17 protein-coding genes are annotated in these 17,427 nt (G+C 65.8%); all 17 read right to left on the bottom strand.

Going from position 1 to position 17,427, the window contains the following annotated elements; translation table 11 throughout:
• Window positions 1-43 precede the first annotated feature (43 nt).
• The 17 genes from tal to LUN51_RS07830 all read right to left on the bottom strand — a co-directional run bounded on the left by tal (window position 44) and on the right by LUN51_RS07830 (window position 17,242).
• Window positions 44-994 carry a transaldolase gene (gene tal / locus LUN51_RS07750; RefSeq protein ID WP_075369460.1) on the bottom strand — a complete coding sequence of 317 codons (951 nt, stop codon included), beginning with the start codon at window positions 992-994 and terminating at the stop codon, window positions 44-46.
• 39 nt (window positions 995-1,033) lie between these two features.
• A complete protein-coding gene (gene xylB, locus LUN51_RS07755) occupies window positions 1,034-2,530 on the bottom strand; it encodes a xylulokinase (RefSeq protein ID WP_277810812.1) in 1,497 nt (498 codons plus the stop codon).
• 69 nt (window positions 2,531-2,599) lie between these two features.
• Window positions 2,600-4,084, bottom strand: a complete 1,485-nt coding sequence (locus LUN51_RS07760; protein ID WP_277810813.1) for a mannitol dehydrogenase family protein — start codon at window positions 4,082-4,084, stop codon at window positions 2,600-2,602.
• Entirely contained in the window at window positions 4,077-4,790 is a 714-nt protein-coding gene (locus LUN51_RS07765) for a nucleoside triphosphate hydrolase (protein ID WP_277810814.1), read from the bottom strand. Before LUN51_RS07765 ends, LUN51_RS07760 begins: the two co-directional genes overlap by 8 nt.
• Window positions 4,791-4,805: 15 nt before the next feature.
• The gene (locus LUN51_RS07770) at window positions 4,806-5,555 is read right to left on the bottom strand and encodes an SDR family oxidoreductase (RefSeq protein ID WP_035414541.1); all 750 of its coding nucleotides are present in this window, start codon (window positions 5,553-5,555) and stop codon (window positions 4,806-4,808) included.
• Window positions 5,556-5,572: 17 nt separating this feature from the next.
• Window positions 5,573-6,856: a D-tagatose-bisphosphate aldolase, class II, non-catalytic subunit gene (locus LUN51_RS07775; protein ID WP_277810815.1), complete on the bottom strand. Its 1,284-nt coding sequence runs from the start codon at window positions 6,854-6,856 to the stop codon at window positions 5,573-5,575.
• Window positions 6,853-7,824, bottom strand: coding sequence for a sugar kinase (locus LUN51_RS07780; protein WP_277810816.1), 972 nt, complete (start codon window positions 7,822-7,824; stop codon window positions 6,853-6,855). The genes LUN51_RS07775 and LUN51_RS07780 overlap by 4 nt, the downstream gene beginning before the upstream one ends.
• Window positions 7,825-7,826: 2 nt before the next feature.
• A complete protein-coding gene (locus LUN51_RS07785) occupies window positions 7,827-8,612 on the bottom strand; it encodes an L-iditol 2-dehydrogenase (protein ID WP_011505946.1) in 786 nt (261 codons plus the stop codon).
• Window positions 8,613-8,689: 77 nt separating this feature from the next.
• Window positions 8,690-9,382: an HAD family hydrolase gene (locus tag LUN51_RS07790; protein WP_084075928.1), complete on the bottom strand. Its 693-nt coding sequence runs from the start codon at window positions 9,380-9,382 to the stop codon at window positions 8,690-8,692.
• Window positions 9,382-10,524 (bottom strand): ABC transporter ATP-binding protein, encoded by a 1,143-nt coding sequence (locus LUN51_RS07795; RefSeq protein ID WP_277810817.1) that lies wholly within the window; start codon window positions 10,522-10,524, stop codon window positions 9,382-9,384. Before LUN51_RS07795 ends, LUN51_RS07790 begins: the two co-directional genes overlap by 1 nt.
• An 11-nt stretch (window positions 10,525-10,535) precedes the next feature.
• Window positions 10,536-11,357, bottom strand: coding sequence for a carbohydrate ABC transporter permease (locus LUN51_RS07800; protein ID WP_011505943.1), 822 nt, complete (start codon window positions 11,355-11,357; stop codon window positions 10,536-10,538).
• A gap of 15 nt (window positions 11,358-11,372) precedes the next feature.
• Entirely contained in the window at window positions 11,373-12,260 is an 888-nt protein-coding gene (locus LUN51_RS07805) for a carbohydrate ABC transporter permease (RefSeq protein WP_011505942.1), read from the bottom strand.
• Between the two features lie 78 nt (window positions 12,261-12,338).
• Complete coding sequence (locus LUN51_RS07810) at window positions 12,339-13,649, bottom strand: ABC transporter substrate-binding protein (protein ID WP_011505941.1); 1,311 nt, start codon at window positions 13,647-13,649, stop codon at window positions 12,339-12,341.
• 114 nt (window positions 13,650-13,763) lie between these two features.
• Complete coding sequence (locus LUN51_RS07815) at window positions 13,764-14,720, bottom strand: sugar-binding transcriptional regulator (RefSeq protein ID WP_011505940.1); 957 nt, start codon at window positions 14,718-14,720, stop codon at window positions 13,764-13,766.
• A gap of 136 nt (window positions 14,721-14,856) precedes the next feature.
• Entirely contained in the window at window positions 14,857-16,236 is a 1,380-nt protein-coding gene (locus tag LUN51_RS07820) for a sensor histidine kinase (RefSeq protein WP_277810818.1), read from the bottom strand.
• Complete coding sequence (locus tag LUN51_RS07825; protein WP_277810819.1) at window positions 16,233-16,904, bottom strand: winged helix-turn-helix domain-containing protein; 672 nt, start codon at window positions 16,902-16,904, stop codon at window positions 16,233-16,235. The genes LUN51_RS07820 and LUN51_RS07825 overlap by 4 nt, the downstream gene beginning before the upstream one ends.
• Complete coding sequence (locus tag LUN51_RS07830) at window positions 16,901-17,242, bottom strand: PepSY domain-containing protein (RefSeq protein WP_075369446.1); 342 nt, start codon at window positions 17,240-17,242, stop codon at window positions 16,901-16,903. Before LUN51_RS07830 ends, LUN51_RS07825 begins: the two co-directional genes overlap by 4 nt.
• Between the last annotated feature and the right edge of the window lie 185 nt (window positions 17,243-17,427).

Raw genomic sequence — 17,427 nt, forward strand, 5'->3', positions numbered from 1 at the left:
GGCATTCGCCGGCCTTCTTGCGTTCATGCAGCACGATGGCGCGTCACCCCAGGCGCGCGGCGAGCTTCTCTTCGAGAGTCGCCTGGTCGTCGGCGAAACGGCGAATGCCTTCGGCGAGCTTCTCGGTCGCCATGGCATCCTGATTGAGCCCCCAGCGGAACTCGGCTTCATCGATTGGCGCGAGGCGCTCGCTGGCGTCCCCGACATCGCTGATCTTGCGTTCGATGTCGCCTTCCTGGCTCTCGAGCTCCTCAAGCAGCGCCGGTGAAATGGTCAGGCGGTTGCAGCCAGCCAAGCCCAGGATTTGGCCCTGGGTGCGGAAGCTGGCGCCCATGACCACCGTGTCGTAACGATAACGGCTGGCGATATCGCATACCTCACGCACGAACACCACGCCCGGATCTTCCTCCGGCGCGTACTCCTGCCCGGTTTTCTGCTTGTACCAGTCGGTGACGCGGCCCACGAAGGGCGAGATGAGATACACCCCGGCGTCGAAACAGGCACGGGCCTGCGCCTTGGAGAACAACAGCGTCAGGTTGCACTGAATGCCTTCTTTCTCGAGCTGTTCGGCAGCGCGGATGCCCTCCCAAGTGGAGGCCAGCTTGATCAGCACGCGTTCACGACCGACCCCGTGCTGCTCGTAAAGCTCGATGAGACGATGCGCCTTCTTGATGCTCGCCTCGCGATCGAAGGACAGCTTGGCAGCCACTTCCGTGGACACGCGCCCCGGAATCAGTTGCGTGATCTCGCTACCAATGGCGACGGATAAACGATCCACCGCTTCGTCGACACGGGCTTGGGGATCGGCGATATCAGTCTTGACCTGCGCTAGCGTCTCGTCGATCAACGTTTGATAGCCGGGCAGCTCGAAAGCCTTGAGGATCAGTGAAGGATTGGTCGTGGCATCGTGCGGCTGATAGCGCTTGATCGCCTCGAGATCGCCGGTATCGGCGACCACCATCGAAAGTTGCTTGAGAGCCTCGAGTTGCGTCATGGCAAATGTCCTGTAACGAAAAGGGTCATGGGTCGCGTCTCATGGCGCGACGTCGTAGCGTTCGGCCAGCGCCTGACGGTAACGCTGGTAAAGTTCCTGATAACGGCGCACCGGTTCGCCACGCGGGCGGGTGAGGGTGTCGAGATCCACCTCGACGAGACGCTCGGTCAGTGCCGCCAGTGACTCGCCCCGCCCACGCGTCTGGGTATCGCACCAGGCAGCCTGAATCGCCCCGCCCAGAGCGGCAGCTTCGGTAATACGTGGACAGATCACGTCGACATCCAGCACATCAGCGACGATTTGGCGCCAGACGGCACTCTTGGCGCCACCGCCGACCAGACGGACCTGGCTAGCCTGCGATGCCAGCTCGCCCAAGCGTTCGAACCCATAGCGTAGCCCGAACGTCGTCCCTTCGACTACCGCGCGACAGAGATTGTCCGCGGTCGTGTTGAGGCTCGTCATGCCCTCGAAGCTGGCGGTGGCGTGCGGCAGTGCCGGCACACGCTCGCCATTGAAGAACGGCAAGGCCATGACGCCCTCGGCGCCCAGCGGCGCTCTGGCCACTCGTTCTCCGAAGGTCACCAGATCGAAACCGAACAGCTCACGGACCTTGGTCGTCGCCGAGGTCACGTTCATGGTGCAGATAAGCGGTAGCCAGCCCCCGTGGCTGGCGCAGAAATTGGCGACCTGGGCGTCCTCGGCCTCCATCGGTTCGGACGAATGAGCGTACACGGTCCCCGAGGTGCCCAGGCTCAGGGTAACCATGCCGGGCGCGATGTTGCCGGTACCGATCGCCGCCATCATATTGTCGCCGCCGCCACTGGACACCAGTACGTCATCGCCGAGGCCCAGCAGGCGCGCAACTTCAGGGCGTACCGTGCCCACTGGGGCGTGAGAGTCGACCAAACGCGGCAGCACCGCCTCCGGCGAGAGTTCGGGCGCCATGATTTGGAACACATCATGACGCCAGCTACGCGTGCGGGTATCGAAGTATCCGGTGCCGGAGGCATCGCCGCACTCGGCAACGCGCTCGCCGGTCAGCCAGAAGTTCAGGTAATCATGGGGTAACAGCAACGTGGCGATACGTCGGTAGGCATCTGGATGCGTATCGCGCAACCAGGCGACTTTCGAGGCCGTATAGCCGGTTTGAAGCACCAACCCCAGCTTGTCCAGGCAGCCTTCTCGACCGCCCAAGCGCTCGATCAACGCCTCGTTGTGAAGCGCCGTTTCGGTATCGCACCACAATTTCGCGGGATGCAGCGGTTGCCCGTCCACGTCCAGCGCGACCATGCCGTGCTGCTGTCCCGAGACACCGATGGCGCGAATGTCGCGCGCCTGGATCCCGGCCTCGCTCACCGCCTCATGGAACGCCTCGGTCAAGGCTGCGATCCACTCACTCACGTCCTGTTCACGCTTGCCGTTATCGCCTTCGATCAAATGATGCGGACGACTCGCCTCTCCCAGAATCGCCGCATGCTCGATATCCACCATCACGACCTTAGTGCTCTGCGTTCCACAATCCACGCCAACGTACATGCTCTCTCCTTCGGCTGCAGCGCATTCCCCGACTATGACGGGGTATCGAGTATCTGACCTTTGGCCACGTTACGACATACGACCCTCGACCAAGGCATGCAATGTCGCGCGTGCTCCATCTGCATGCAAGGAGGCAAGCGCCTGAAGATAAGCGTCGCGGAAACGTGTCTCTTTCGCCAGGTCGCCGAACAAGGCGTGCTGTTCAATGAACGCTGCTGGGTAGTTGCGATTGTCGCCGGCGACCGTCATCAAGCGCTCCTTGAGCCGGTCGACCACCTCGATGGGTTCGCCCTGCTCGTCGACGCCCTCGGCGTAACGCGCCCAACTGGCGACCACGGCGGCACTGCGGTGAATATCGCCACCGCGCGCGAGCTGCTCGCGAATCACCGGCAGCAACCATTTGGGGATGCGGTCGGAACTCTCGGCACATAGACGTGCCAGGGTGTCCTTGATCTCGGGGTTGGCGAAACGCTCGATCAGTGTCTGCCGGTAGTCGGCCAGATCGACGCCCGGTACCGGTGATAGCGTCGGCGTGGCCTCGAGTCGCATGTAATCGAGCAGGAACTCGACGAACAGCGGGTCCTGGCACACTTCGTGGGCATAGCGGTAGCCGGCGAGATAGCCGAAGTAGGTCAACGCCTGATGGCTGGCGTTGAGCAGGCGCAGTTTCATCAGTTCATAGGGCACGACATCCTCGACCATCTGCACGCCGACCCATTCGTAGGGCGGGCGGCCGAGCGCGAAATGGTCCTCGAGCACCCATTGGGTGAACGGTTCGCAGACCACCGGCCACTGGTCCTCCACCCCGAAGCGTTCCGCCAGCGCCTGGCAATCGGCCGGGGTCGTCACCGGCGTGATGCGATCGACCATGGCGTTGGGGAAGCTGACCTCGGCTTCCAACCAGGCGCCCAATTCGGCGTCCAGGGCCCGGGCGTGGGCGGTGAACATCTTGCGGGCGACATCGCCATTGCCTTCGATGTTGTCGCACGACATCACCGTGAACGGTGCGATGCCCCGTTCGCGCCGCCGCTGGAGCGCCGCGATGACCAGCCCGAAGGTCGTACGTGGCGCCTGAGGCGAGGCCAGGTCATGGCGCACGTCGGGGGTCGCGAGATCGTATTCGCCGTTGGCGGGGTCGATGTTGTAGCCCCCTTCGGTGACCGTCAGGGAGACGATGCGAATCGCGGGATCGCTCATGGCCTCGATGACCGCCTCGGGATCGTCGGGCGCGAAGAGGTAATCGATGAGCGAGCCGATCACCCGCGGCTCGTAGCGGCCATCGGGGTGCTTGACCACCAGCGTGTAGAGATGATCCTGTGCGGCCAGGGCATCGCGCATGCGCGTATCGCCGGGCATGACACCGACCCCGACGATGGCCCAGTCGAGCGCCTCGCCCCGATTCATCAGCGCATCGAGATACATCGCCTGATGAGCGCGATGAAATCCGCCCACGCCGATATGGACGATGCCCGGGGTGAGCTGCGAGCGGTCATAGCTCGGCGTGGCGACGGCGGCGTCGAGACGCGCCAGGGTAGCGTTGGTCAGTTCAGTCATGGGAAGACTCCTTGGGGCCGAGCGAGTGTCGAATAGCAGCGTGAAATTGCCAGCGCCAGTCCGGCGCCGCCGAGCGATCGTTGACCAACCGTGCGTTGAGCATGTCCTTGTCATGGGTGCGTGCCCGCGCGCCGGCCGGGTCCTGCCCCATGTCTCGCCAGCGGCACAGCAGACGCTCGACCAGCACGCTATCGGGCACGTCGATGAACACCGACAGGTCGAACAAGGCTTGCAGCTCGCGCCAGGGCGGAGCGTCCAGCAACAGGTAATTGCCCTCGACCAGCACCAGGCGATGCTCGGGCAGGATCAGGCGGCCGCCGGCGCGTGCCAGGTCGAGCGGGCGATCGAACACCGGTACGGCCACCGCGCCGTCGTCGCGACGCAGACGTGTCAGGTCGCTCAGCAGCCCCGCGACATCGAAGGTTTCCGGCGCGCCCTTGATGTCCAGCCGGCCCTGGGGCGCGAGCACCGCGTTGTCGAAGTGATACCCGTCCATGGGGACGATGGCCGCCACACCCGGCTGCAGGACATTGAGCCGCTCGCAGAGCCGCTGGGTGAGCGTCGACTTGCCCGCCGCCGGCGGGCCGGCGATGGCCACCAGGGTGCGACGCTCCGGCGAGGCATGCGTCAGCAACCGCTCGGCCATGGCCTCGAGCGTCGGCGTCATCATGAGCGCGTCATCGGCGTTGGCAAAGGTGTCCGTCATGGCTCCCGTCCCTCGTCAGCACGCGGTATAACCGCCGTCCACCCGCAGGTCGGCGCCGTTGATCATCGCCGACTCGCGGGCAGCCAGGAACAATATGCTGTCGGCGATCTCGTCGGGGGTGGCGAAACGCCGGGTGGGAATCAGCGCCTTCATGCGCTCGCCCTTCTCCCCGGCCCAGCCGTAGCGTCCCAATTCGGTGTCGACCACCGTCGGCGACACCGCGTTGGCGGTCACTCCGTACGGCCCCCATTCCAGCGCCAGGGTACGCGTCAGCCCCAGCACGCCGGACTTGCTGGCACAGTAGGCCAGGTGCCCTTCCAGGCCGACGCTGGCCGCCTGCGAGGCAAGATTGACGATGCGTCCGTAGCCGCGCTCGCGCATGCGCCGTCCCACCGCGCGACAACACAGGAACACGCCGCGCAGGTTGACCGCCTGGGTGGCATCCCAGAGCGTGGCCTCCATCGACTCGGCGGGCGCCAGCGGGCCGATGCCGGCATTGTTGACCAGCACGTCGATGTGGCCGAAGCGCTCGATGGCCTGCGTGACCATCGCCTCGACGGCATCTTCCTCGCTGACATCGAGCACCGCGGCCAGGTGGGTGTCGCCGAGTGCCCGGGCGACCGCCTCGACCGCCTCGCTGCGGTCGGCCAGCACCAGATGGGCGCCGCCTGCCGCGAACCGCTCGGCGAGCTGTTTGCCGATGCCGTTGGCCGCCCCGGTGATCAACACCACGCTACCGCTGAAATCGAAGTGCAGTTGACGCATCGCCTCGCTCCCGCCGTTCAACGTGATTCGGGCAGGCAGGCCCGGGCATAGGCCGCGAGCACCTGCTGGATGTGCTGGCGCACCAGCGCGCGAGGCTCGGCCGCCAGGCGCCCCTCGCAAACCGCCCGATAGCCGTCGGGCAGATATTGGCTGATCAGGGTCGGTGGCATCGGTCGGCGGCTCAGCGTGTCGAACAGCGCCTCGACGTTCGCCGCCACCTCCGGCCGCGTCCAGTAATAACGGATCCGATCGCTCAGGCTGTAGCGACGCGCGAAGCGTTGCTGTTCGGCATCGCCCTCGTAATAGGCCTGCCAGTAGCGGGGGTCGTCACGCATCGCCTGTTCGAGACTGGCACCGAGCGGCGGTGCGTCGATGCCCGGCGCCTCGGTGGCGATGGCCTCGAGCGCGAACAACGCCTCGCGCAACGCAAAGGTCAGCGCCGGCCCGACCTTGAGAATCGCGAAGTGGCCGGCCACCAGCTCGGCATAGGCGGCGGGCGTCTGATAATCGGTGGAGTGCGCCTCGAAGACGATGTTCGGCCAGGCGGCGATGGCGCGGCTCAACGCGCGCGCCTCGTCCGGCACGAAGTCGACCACCTCGCTGTGACCGAACTCGACCCCTGGCTGGACGACCACGCCGCGCACCCGGGCCCAGGCATCCGCCAGCCCTTGAGTCTCGAACACGTCGCGATGAGTGGCGAGGGTACGTGCCAGGTCGTCGGTGGTGGTCACCGCCACGCCGTCGAGGTGTTCGTGGGCACCGCCCGGGGTGGGCACTTCGGTGCCGATCACGTAGCGCAGCTCGCCGCAGCGATCGCCGACGGCCTGCTCCGCGGCATGGCATAGCCGCGCGGCACGTGCCGCGACCTGCGCGTCATCGAGTGCCGCCGGATCGTCGGCGCAAGGCATGCTGGCGTCCAGGTGCAGCTTGGTGAAGCCCGCTGCGGCGTAGGCCGCGACCAGTGCCTCGGCCTTGGCCATCGCCGTCTCGGCGGGCTGATCCTGCCACGGCGAGGGGCCCAGATGATCCCCGCCCAGAATCAAGCGCCCGGCATCGAACCCGCATTCCTCGGCGATCGCCGCGACCCGATCACGGAAGTCGGCCGGCGTCTGGCCGGTATAGCCGCCCTCCTGATTGACCTGGTTGCAGGTCGCCTCGATCAGCAGCGGCGAGCCATCCTCGAGTGCCTGGTGAAACGCCGCCTCGAGCACCAGCGGATGCGCCGAGCATACCGAGTAGATGCCGCGTCGGCTGCCTTCGCGGTTGGCCGTGACGATAGGGTCGAGCAGATGATCGCTCATCGGGCACCTCCGTGGGATGCAATCAGGGCGTCGAGGGTGGCGCGGTCGCTGCACCCCTCCATGGGACCGACACGCGTCACCGCGTGGGCACCGGCGGCGCTGGCCAGCTGCAGGGCACGCTCGAGCGGCTCGCCCGCCGCCAGCGCGGCCATCAGGGCGCCTCCGAAACAGTCGCCGGCTCCGGTGGGGTCGCGCTCATCGACGGGATACGCCGCCACGCGTCGGGGCGCGTGACCCGACGTGAAGGCCTCGCTGCCGCGCGCGGCACGCTTGAGCACCACCAGCGACATGCGCCGTTCGTCGAGCAGTCTCGCCACGGTCTCGGCCTCCGGCTCGCCATGGCTGAGCCAGGCAAGGTCCGCTTCGCTGGGCAGGAAGACATCGCAATCGTCGATGCGCGTCAGCACCGCCGCCCGGGTCGCCGGGTCGGCCATCAATTCGGCACGAATATTGGGGTCGAAACTGATCCGGCCACCACGCGCGCGAACCCGTGTAGCCAGCCGATCGATCAGTGCGATGGCCGCGGGTGAAGACAGCGACGAGCCCATCACATGCAGATACCGGCAATCCGCCAGTCGTTCGAGCCCGGCATCGTCGACGTCGAGACGCGCCGCTGCGCTGTGCGTCAGGTTGAAGATGAAGTCGCGGTCGCCGTCGTCGCGATAACGCACGAAGGCGGTGCCGGTGGGATACTCGGCATCGCGCCCCACCGCAGCGGTATCGATCCCGTCGGCGGTCAGCCGATCCAGGATCAGGTCGCCGAAGCCATCGCTGCCCACGCAGCCGGCATAGGCGACCCGCGCCCCCATGCGCGCCGCCTGGGAGGCGAAGATCGCCGGCGCACCGCTGGGAAACGGCCCCTGGAAACGTCCCGGCACGTCGAAACGCTGGCCGGGTCGCTCGGCGACGAATTCGGCGAGCAGCTCGCCGGCGGTGACGATATCGAAGTGAGGCAGTTCTGCGCTCATGATCAGCTCATCCAGTTGCCGCCATCGACGTTCAGCGTCTGTGCCACCACGTAGTCGCTGTCGGCGGAAGCCAGGAACACCGCCGCACCGACATGATCCTCGGGACGCCCCATGCGACCATAGGGCACCGCCTCGCCGACCAGGCGCTTCTTCTCGCCGGCCGGGCGGTTCTCGTAGCGCGCGAACAAGGCATCGACCTCGTCCCACATGGGGGTGTCGACCACCCCGGGGGCGATGCCGTTGACGTTGATGCGGTGCTTGATCAGGGCGAGGCCGCAGGACTGGGTGAGGCTGATCACCGCGGCCTTGGAGGCGCAGTACATGCTGACCAGGGGCTCGCCGCGGCGCCCGGCCTGGGAGGCCATGTTGATGATCTTGCCGCCCTGGCCGCGCTCGACCATATGCGCCGCCACCGCCTGCAGGGTGAAGAAGGTCCCCTTGACGTTGATGCCGAATTGCCGGTCATAGCTGGCCTCGCTGACCTCGAGCACCGGGGCCATGTCGAATACCGCCGCATTGTTGACGAGGATGTCGATACCGCCGAAACGCGCCTCGACGGCCGCGATCATCGCCTGGCGCGAGTCGGCGTCGGCCACGTCGAGCCGCACCGCCATCACCGGCGCCTCGTCGACCTCGGCCCGAATCTCGGCGACCGCCTGCTCGGCGGCGTCGGTGTCGATATCGGCGATCGCCACGCGCGCCCCTTCCCGCAGATAGCCCTTGACGATCGCCAGGCCGATCCCGCGCGCGCCGCCGGTCACCACTGCCGTTCGCTTGTCGAGTTTCATCGCTGTGGTTCCTTGTTCGAGTGAAGTCATGATGAAGCGCCAGCTTCGGGCCGTCGGCCATATCCCCCCGGCGGTCTTCAGCGCACGGCGTGACGCTCGCCGCGCCAGCGCTGTACCAGCTCGCCAAGCGCCGCCATGTGCGTGAGCACCTGCCAGGCGCCGGCGTCGCGCAGCCGTTGTGCATGGCCGGGCTCGACATGACTGGCGCCGGTGAAACCGATCACCGTCATGCCGGCGGCACAGGCCGCCCGGGTCCCCGAGACACTGTCCTCGATAACGAGGCAGGCGGCAGGCGCGACACCGAGATGCGACGCCGCCAGGCGATAGACATCAGGCGCCGGCTTGGGGTGCGCGACCTGCTCGGCGGTGAACAGCGGCGCCTTGCCGAGTTGCGCATCGAGCCCGGTGTTGGCCAGCGAGGCGACGACGCGACGGCGGCGGCTGTTGGAGACGATCGCCAGCGGCAGATCGAGGGCCTCGATGGCAGCCGCCACGCCGGCCATGGCCTCGAGCTCCTCGGCCAATCGCGCCTCGATCGCCGTGTCGATGCGTTCGAGGGCGTCATCGGGCAAGGCATGCGCGCTGCGGGCAGCCAGATGATCGAGAATCGCCTGGGTAGTCATGCCCAGTGCCCGGCGCAATTCATCACCGATCGCCAGGTCAGGCAGCCAGGCCGCCAGTCGCTCGCGCAGCACCGTCTCGGCGATGGCTTCGCTGTCCACCAGCACGCCGTCGCAGTCGAAGATCAGCACCTCCATGGGCGACTTCATCAGCGGCCGTCCGATGCCGAAGAGGCGCGATTTTCCTTGCGGTCGATATCGGCCAGCGGGTGGCGCGTCAGGTGCGCCAGGGCCAGGCCATCGGCAGTGAAAAGGTGCGCGCAGGCCGGGTCGAAGGTGAAGCGCACCTCGTCGTGCACGCGATGCGCGACGTTGCCGTCGGCGACCAGAATCCACTCGCTGTCGCCGTGCTCGAGATACAGCGAGGTGACGCCGCCGAGACGTTCGATGACCTGGATCCGGCCCGTCAGCGGCCCCGCCTCGTCGAGCACCAGGTGCTCGGGACGGATGCCCAGCGTCAGCGTATCGCCGGCGCTGACGCCGTCGCCCGCGACCGGCACCCGGCAGTCGCCGCCGGGCAGCGCCACGTCGACCCCCTCGGCGTCGGCACCGCGCACCTCGACCTCCAGGAAGTTCATCTTCGGCGAGCCGATGAAGCCGGCCACGAAGCGGTTGCGCGGGTGGTGGTAGAGCTCCATCGGCGAGCCGATCTGCTCGACCACGCCGTCCTGCAGCACGACGATCTTGTCGGCCATGGTCATGGCCTCGATCTGGTCGTGGGTGACGTAGATCATCGTCGCGTCGAGCTCCTCGTGGAGCCGGGCCAGCTCGATGCGCATCTGCACGCGCAGCGCCGCGTCCAGGTTCGACAGCGGTTCGTCGAACAGGAAGATGCTGGGGTTGCGCACGATCGCCCGTCCGATCGCCACGCGCTGACGCTGGCCGCCGGACAGCGCGCGGGGCTTGCGGTCGAGCAGGGGCTCGAGCTGCAGGATGCGTGCGGCGGCGAGGACCTTCTCGCGGCGCTCGGCCTTGGGCACCTTGGCCAGGCGCAGGCTGAAGCCCATGTTGTCCTCGACGGTCATGTGCGGGTAGAGCGCGTAGCTCTGGAAGACCATCGCCAGGCCGCGGTCGGCGGGCCCGACCTCGTTGACGCGCTGGCCGTCGATAGCGATCTCGCCGCTGGTGGTGCTCTCGAGCCCGGCGATCATCCGCATCAGGGTCGACTTGCCGCAGCCCGAGGGGCCGACGAAGACCACGAATTCGCGGTCCTTGACCTCGAGGTCGACGCCCTTGATGACCTGGGTGCCGCCGAAGTCCTTGACGATGTTGTTGAGTTGTAGCGTTGCCATGGCGGAATTCCTTATTTGACGGCGCCGAAGGTGAGACCACGAACCATCTGCTTCTGGGTCAACCAGCCGAAGATCAGAATCGGCGCGATGGCCAGCGTCGAGGCGGCGGACAACTTGGCCCAGAACAGCCCTTCGGGACTCGAGAAGGAAGCGATGAAAGCGGTCAGCGGGGCGGCATCCGAGGTCGTCAGGTTGAGGCTCCAGAACGCCTCGTTCCAGCTCAGGATGACCGACAGCAATCCGGTGGACGCGATCCCCGGCAGGGTCAGCGGCAACAGCAGGTAGAGCACTTCCTGCAGGGTGCCGGCGCCGTCCATGCGTCCTGCTTCGAGGATGTCCTTGGGAATGTCCTTGAAGAAGGTGTACAGCATCCACACCACGATCGGCAGGTTCATCAGCATGTAGACGATGGTCAGACCGAGCTGGGAGTCGAGCAGGCCCATGTCGCGGAACAGCAGGTACACCGGCATCAGCACGCCGACCGGCGGCAGCATCTTGGTGGACAGCATCCACAGCAACGTGCCGCGGGTGCGCTTGGTCGGCAGGAAGGCCATCGAATAGGCCGAGGGAATCGCCACGATCAGCGCCAGCAGGGTCGAGCCGAACGAGATCACGATGCTGTTCAGGGCGAACTTCAAGTAGTCGGCACGCGCCATGACTTCGTGATAGCCCGCCAGGGTCGGCTCGAAGAACAGGCTCGGCGGTGTCGCCACGGCCTCGCCTTCGGTCTTGAAGCCGGTCAGCACCATCCAGAAGATCGGAAAGAACACGATCAACGCGATGCCCCAGGCGAGCAGCGTGAGCAGCAGTTTCTTGGTCATCGTAGGATTCATGCAGTGCTCCTCGCCTCAGGTCTCGAGATTCTTGGCCACGGTGCGGATCAAGAAGATCGCCACGATGTTGGCCAGGATGATGGCGATGACACCGCCGGCCGAGGCGCCGCCCACGTCGAAGTCCAGCAACGCGCGGATATAGATGAAATAGGCCAGATTGGTCGAGGCCAGCCCCGGGCCGCCCGAGGTGGTGACGAATATCTCGGCGAAAATCGTCAGCAGGAAGATCATCTCGATCATGATCACCACGCTGATCGCCCGCTTCAGGTGCGGCAGGGTGATGAACCAGAAGATCGCCAGCGGTCCGGCACCGTCCATGCGCGCCGCTTCGACCTGGTCATCGTCCAGGGACTGGATGGCGGTGAGCAGGATCAGCAAGGCGAACGGCATCCACTGCCAGGCGACGATGATGATGATCGACGCCAGCGGCATCGACGAGAACCAGTCGATCACCGGCAGCCCGAGCAGGCCGCTCAGCCAGGCGAACACGCCGTTGACCGGGTGCATCAGCATGTTCTTCCACACCAGGGCGCCGACCGTGGGCATGACGAAGAACGGCGCGATCACCAGCAGGCGGGCGATGCCGCGACCGAAGAACTCCTGCTGGAAGAGCACCGCCAGCAGCGTGCCGCCGATCACGCTGATCGCCAGCACCCAGCCGACCAGCAGCAGGGTGTTGCCCATCGCAGTCCACAAGGCCGGATCGGTGAGCAGATAGGTATAGTTATCCCAGCCGGCGAAACCGGAAATCATGGGATTGATCAGGTTATAGCGCTGGAAGGAGAACCACAGGGTCATGCCCAGTGGCACCAGCATCCACAGCAGCAGCAACGTCACCGCCGGTCCCTGCAGGAACACGTTGCGGAAGCCGCCGACGGTTCGTCCGGACGTTCTCTCGCGCATGGGAATGCCCCATTGAAGGAAACAGGTCGGAAAAGGCGGCCGGATCATGACGATCCGGCCGCGGCGGGAGGCTATCGCTTAGTCGTAGTATCCCGCCTGGCGCATGGTGCGATCGACCGAACGCTGGGCCTGGTCGAGCGCGGCATCGACGGACTGTTGACCGGCAAGTGCAGCCCCGATCATCTGTCCCACCTGGGTGCCTACCGCCTGGAACTCGGGGATGTTGACGGTCTGCACGCCGATGTAGGGACTCGGCTTGAGCGTCGAATCGGTGGGATCGGCGGTCTGGATGGCGTTGAGCACGAAGTCGGCGAACGGCGCAGCTTCCTGGTACTTGGGATTCTCGTAGGTGGACTCACGGGTGCCCGGCGGCACACTGGTCCAGCCTTCGGTTTCCCCTACCAGCTCGATGTAGTCCTGCGAGGTCGCCCAGGTAATGAAGGTCCTGGCGGCGTCCTTGGCATCCGACGAGGCGGGAATCGCCAGCGTCCACGACCACAGCCAGTTGGCGCCCTTCGGGGTCTCGGCGATCGGCGCCGGGGCGAAGCCGAGCTTGTCGGCGACCTGCGACTCGTCGGGATTGTAGAGACGTCCGGCAGCGGACGTGGCATCGACCCACATGCCGCACTTGCCGCTGGAGAACAGCGCCTGATTCTCGTTGAAGCCGTTGGAGGTCGCCCCCGGCGGGCCATAGTTGTTCATCAGGTCGACATAGAAACCGACCGCTTCCTTCCACTCCGGCGAGTTGATTTCCGGATGCCATTCCTCGTCGAACCAGCGACCGCCGAAGGTATTGACCAGGGTGCTGACGAACGCCATGTTCTCGCCCCAGCCCGGCTTGCCGCGCAGGCAGATGCCATACACGCCGTTGTCGGGATCGTTGATCTGGCTCGCCCAGTCCTCGACCTGCTCCCAGGTCGGCTGTTCGGGCATCTCGATGCCGGCCTGCTCGAACAGGTCGGTGCGGTAGTACATCATCGAGCTTTCACCGTAGAACGGCAGCGCGTAGAGCGAACCGTCCTGGCTCAGGCCGTCGCGGATCGGCTTGAGCAGATCCTGCTCGTTGTAGCTCTCGGGCAGGTCGTCGAGCTCGACCAGCCAATCCTGCTTGGCCCAGATCGGCACCTCGTACGTCCCGATGGTCATGACATCGAACTGGCCGCCGTCGGTGGCGATGTCGGTGGTCAGACGCTGACGCAACACGTTTTCCTCGAGCACCACCCATTCCAGGTCGATGTCCGGGTGGGCCTTTTCGAATTCGTCGGTCAGGCCCTGCATGATGATCATGTCGTTGTTGTTCACCGTGGCCACGGTGATGGTCTCGGCGTGAGCGGCGAACGAAGCCAGTGTCGCGGCTCCGGCCAGGGGTAGAGCGTAGGTAAGGCGCATGGCGAGCTCCTGGGAGAAGATCATTGAATTTGTTTTGATCAATCTACTCATCGAGTATTCAAATGATCATTTGCAGCGCCAAAAAAAGCAAACCCCTCACGCTTAGACTTTGGCCTAAGCCCCCAATGCGGACACGATATAGCGAGCCGCCGCTTCGTCCGTCACAAGTCCCTTGAGCCAGCCGCCTCGCAGGGCGCTCAGGATGGCCGGCCCCTTGTCGTGCCCGCCCGCCAGGCCCATCAGCGGCTGCCCGCCCAGTGCCGAGAGCGGCAGGCTGGTGATGCGGCGCGTGATCGGACAGTCGATGAGCCGTCCCTGGATATCCAGCGGCCAGCCGAGCAGTTCCCCCACCGCACCGGCCTCGAGCAGCTCGTTGAGTTCGGCCTCGCTGATGAAATGATCCTGGAACAGGGTCGCGCGCGGATCGATGCGGCCGATGCCGATGACCCCGGTTTCGGCCTCGCGGGCGATATGAAACACCGCCTGCACCAGCTGCTGGGCAAGCAACGCTTCCTTCTCTTCCACCGAGGCGGCCACTACCGGTGCGGGCAGCAGGAAGCGCTCCGCCCCGGTCTTGTCGGCCAGGACCATCACCCCGTCGTAGCGGTTGGCGGAACCGTCGCGGGCGACATTGCCCACCAGCGAGACGATACGATGCTGCGAGCGATCCAGGCGACTCAGGGCTTCCACGGTGGCACGCACCGAACGCCCGGTGCCCAGCGACAGCGTCAGGGGCGCTTGACGATCGAGAAGGCTCGCCAGCCGTTCGGCGCCGGCCTGGGCGAGAAAGCGCGGACTGCTTTCCGGCAGCTCGGGGTCGCTGGGCACCACATCGCAGAAATCCAATCCGAAGTGCGTGAGAATCGCCTCGCCCATGGCCATGCACTGGGAGATGGGATGATCGACATGCACCTTGACCAGCCCTTCCTGACGCGCCAGGGCCAGCAAGCGCTGGACCCCGGGCCGCGAGACGCCCAGCAGGCGGGCGATATCGTCCTGCGTGCGCCCACCGACGTAGGAGAGCCAGGCCGCGCGCGCCGCCTGCTCGCGCTTGAGTTCGTATTTATCCATCGCCGCTACTCCTGCTGGGAGGCCCGTTACCGGACGACCACGTACTTGAACATCACGTCTGTCGAACGCCAATGCCGGGCATCATCGCAACCGCGCACGCACCGTACAACTGAGACGATGGACGGTGGCACCGCGATCACGACTCGGCGACACTCGGCGCCACCGGCGAGGACGGTAACCAGGCACGCGCCGCCAGTCCGCCCAGCGTAGACTCGGCGAGCTGCAGACGGCCGCCGTAGAGGGTCATCAAATCCTCGACGATCGCCAGCCCCAGGCCGGAGCCGGAGCGCCGTTCGTCGAGACGCGCGCCGCGTGCCAGGGCAGCCTCACGCTGGGCCTCGCTCATCCCCGGCCCGTCGTCTTCGATCACCAGCACGACGCCCGCGCCCTGTGGATAGAAACGCAGCGAGACCTGCGACGACGCCCAGCGCAGGGCATTCTCGAGCAGGTTGCCGACCAGTTCCTGAAGGTCCTGGGCATCCATGCGCACACTGAGGTCGGCCGCCAGCTCGGCGTCCAGCCGAACCCCGCGCCGCTCCCCCATCCGGGTCAGGCCATCGAGCACCGGGGCGAGGGTTTTCCCGACATCGATCTTGCCGACCAGCACGCCGCCCCCCGTCGCCGAGGCACGCGCCAGATGGTGGCGCACGGCATCGTCGATGCGTCCGAGCTCGCCCTGCACGCGGTCACGCGTCTCGTCGGGAAAACGCTCCGCCAGCGTCGTCAGCACGCTGACCGGGGTCTTGAGGGCATGCGCCAGATTGCCGGCGGCATGTCGGCCACGTTCGATCAGCCGTCGATCGCGTTCCAGCACACCGTTCATGGCACCTGCCAGACGTGCCAGTTCGTCGGGCAGAAAACGCGTCTCCAGACTCTCGGCGTCTCCGGACTCCACGGCCCGCAAGTTGGCGTGCATGCGCCGCAGCGGCGCCAGTCCCCAGCGGATCTGCACCGCCAGGCCAACCAGCAACAGGGCCCCCAGGGCCAGCAGCGACAGGCCCAACAACCACTCGAAACGCGCCACCTCGCGATCCAGCTCCTCGCGGGAAGCAGCGACGCTGACATGCAGCGTCCCGGCATGCCCCGGCAAGCGGATGTCGCGTTCCATGACCCGCAAGCGATTGCCGCGCGGCCCATCGACTTCGGAGACCGCCAGGCCCTGGATGTCGTCGGTCGGCAGGCGCTGGTCCCATAGCGAGCGCGACGTCAGTGCCTGCCCTTCGCCTGCCACCTGCCAGTACCAGCCCGAGTAGACGCGCTCGAAGCGTGGATCGCCCAGAGAACGCGTCATGCGCAGTTCATTGCTCTGGGGATCGAGCTGCGCCCCGGCCAGCAGTACGTTGAGCAATGACTCGAGGCGGTCGTCGAAGGCAGTGGTGACGGCATCGCGGAAGTTATAGGCCAGGCCGGTGCCGGCCAGTGGCAACGCGACCATGACCAGCAACAGCGAGGCGATCAGCAACCGAGCCCGGATCGAGGTACGCGCGATGCGCTGTTGCCAGGCGCGTCGCCTCATGGCGTCTCCTCGAGGGCCACCAGGCGATAGCCCTGGCCGCGCAGGGTCTCGATGCGCTGGTTGCCCAGCTTGCGACGCAGGCGGCTGATCTGGACATCGATGACGTTGGAGTCGGGCTCGTGGTCCCGGTCATAGACATGCTCTGAAAGCTCGGTGCGGGTCACGATTCGCGGGGCGGCATGCAGCAGATACGCCAGCAGGCGCGATTCCTGGGCCGTCAGCGTGATCGGACGGCCTGCCAGGGTGACACTGCCGGTATGCGTATCCAGTGCCAGCTCGCCGAGCTTGAGGATCGGATGTGCATGCCCGTGGCTGCGTCGTACCAGGGCGCGCAGACGGAACAGGACTTCTGCCGTCTCGAAGGGCTTGGTGACGTAATCGTCGGCCCCGGCGGAAAAGCCTGCCGCCTTATCCGACCAGCGTTCGCGGGCCGTGAGCACTAATACCGGCAAGTCGATTCCATCCTCGCGCCAGGCCGCTAGCCAGCGCGTACCGTCACCATCGGGGAGCCCCAGATCGAGTATCACGGCGTCATAGGATTCGACGCGCACGAGATAATCGGCCGCGTGGCCAGTCTCGGCATGTTCCCACAACAGCCCCGCTTCTCCGAGCGCCTCGCCGAGCGCCTGTGCCAGCGCGGTATCATCCTCGACCAGCAACACCTTCATTGACGTGCCATCCCATCGATATTGACCCCTTCGATACCAATCATTTCCCCGCTCGTGGCATCGAATTCGAATTCCACTACCTGCCCCTGCGGACCAATCATGTCGATTTCGTAGCGCGGCATGCCATCGTCGCGCTCGAGCTCTACCTCTAGCACTTGACCGATATAATGGTGCTCGAGCCAGTCGAGCACCTTGGGCAGTGCCACCACACGCCCCTCTTCCACCTCGCGGTGCAGTGAGCGCCATTCGTCATCGTCAGCCGCGACCAGTGACTGGCAGGCCATGATGCCCACCGCCACCAGCATCAGCGCTTTGATACAGCGATTGAAGCGTTTCATGGATACGAGTCTGCCTCAGCCGACATGAATGCAGCATGAATACTTGCGGGCTAGTACTCCGTACCAGCCCTACCACGCCAGGGGCATGATCTCCGCCATGCATGCCAACACCCGGACACATGAACGAAAGATGAACATCGTTTTCAGGTGACTGCAAGGTAGACGGCGTTAGCGTATCCCTATCC

Origin of the sequence: Chromohalobacter canadensis (genome assembly GCF_029544075.1) — a bacterium.
In the GTDB taxonomy this organism is placed as follows: domain Bacteria; phylum Pseudomonadota; class Gammaproteobacteria; order Pseudomonadales; family Halomonadaceae; genus Chromohalobacter; species Chromohalobacter canadensis_A.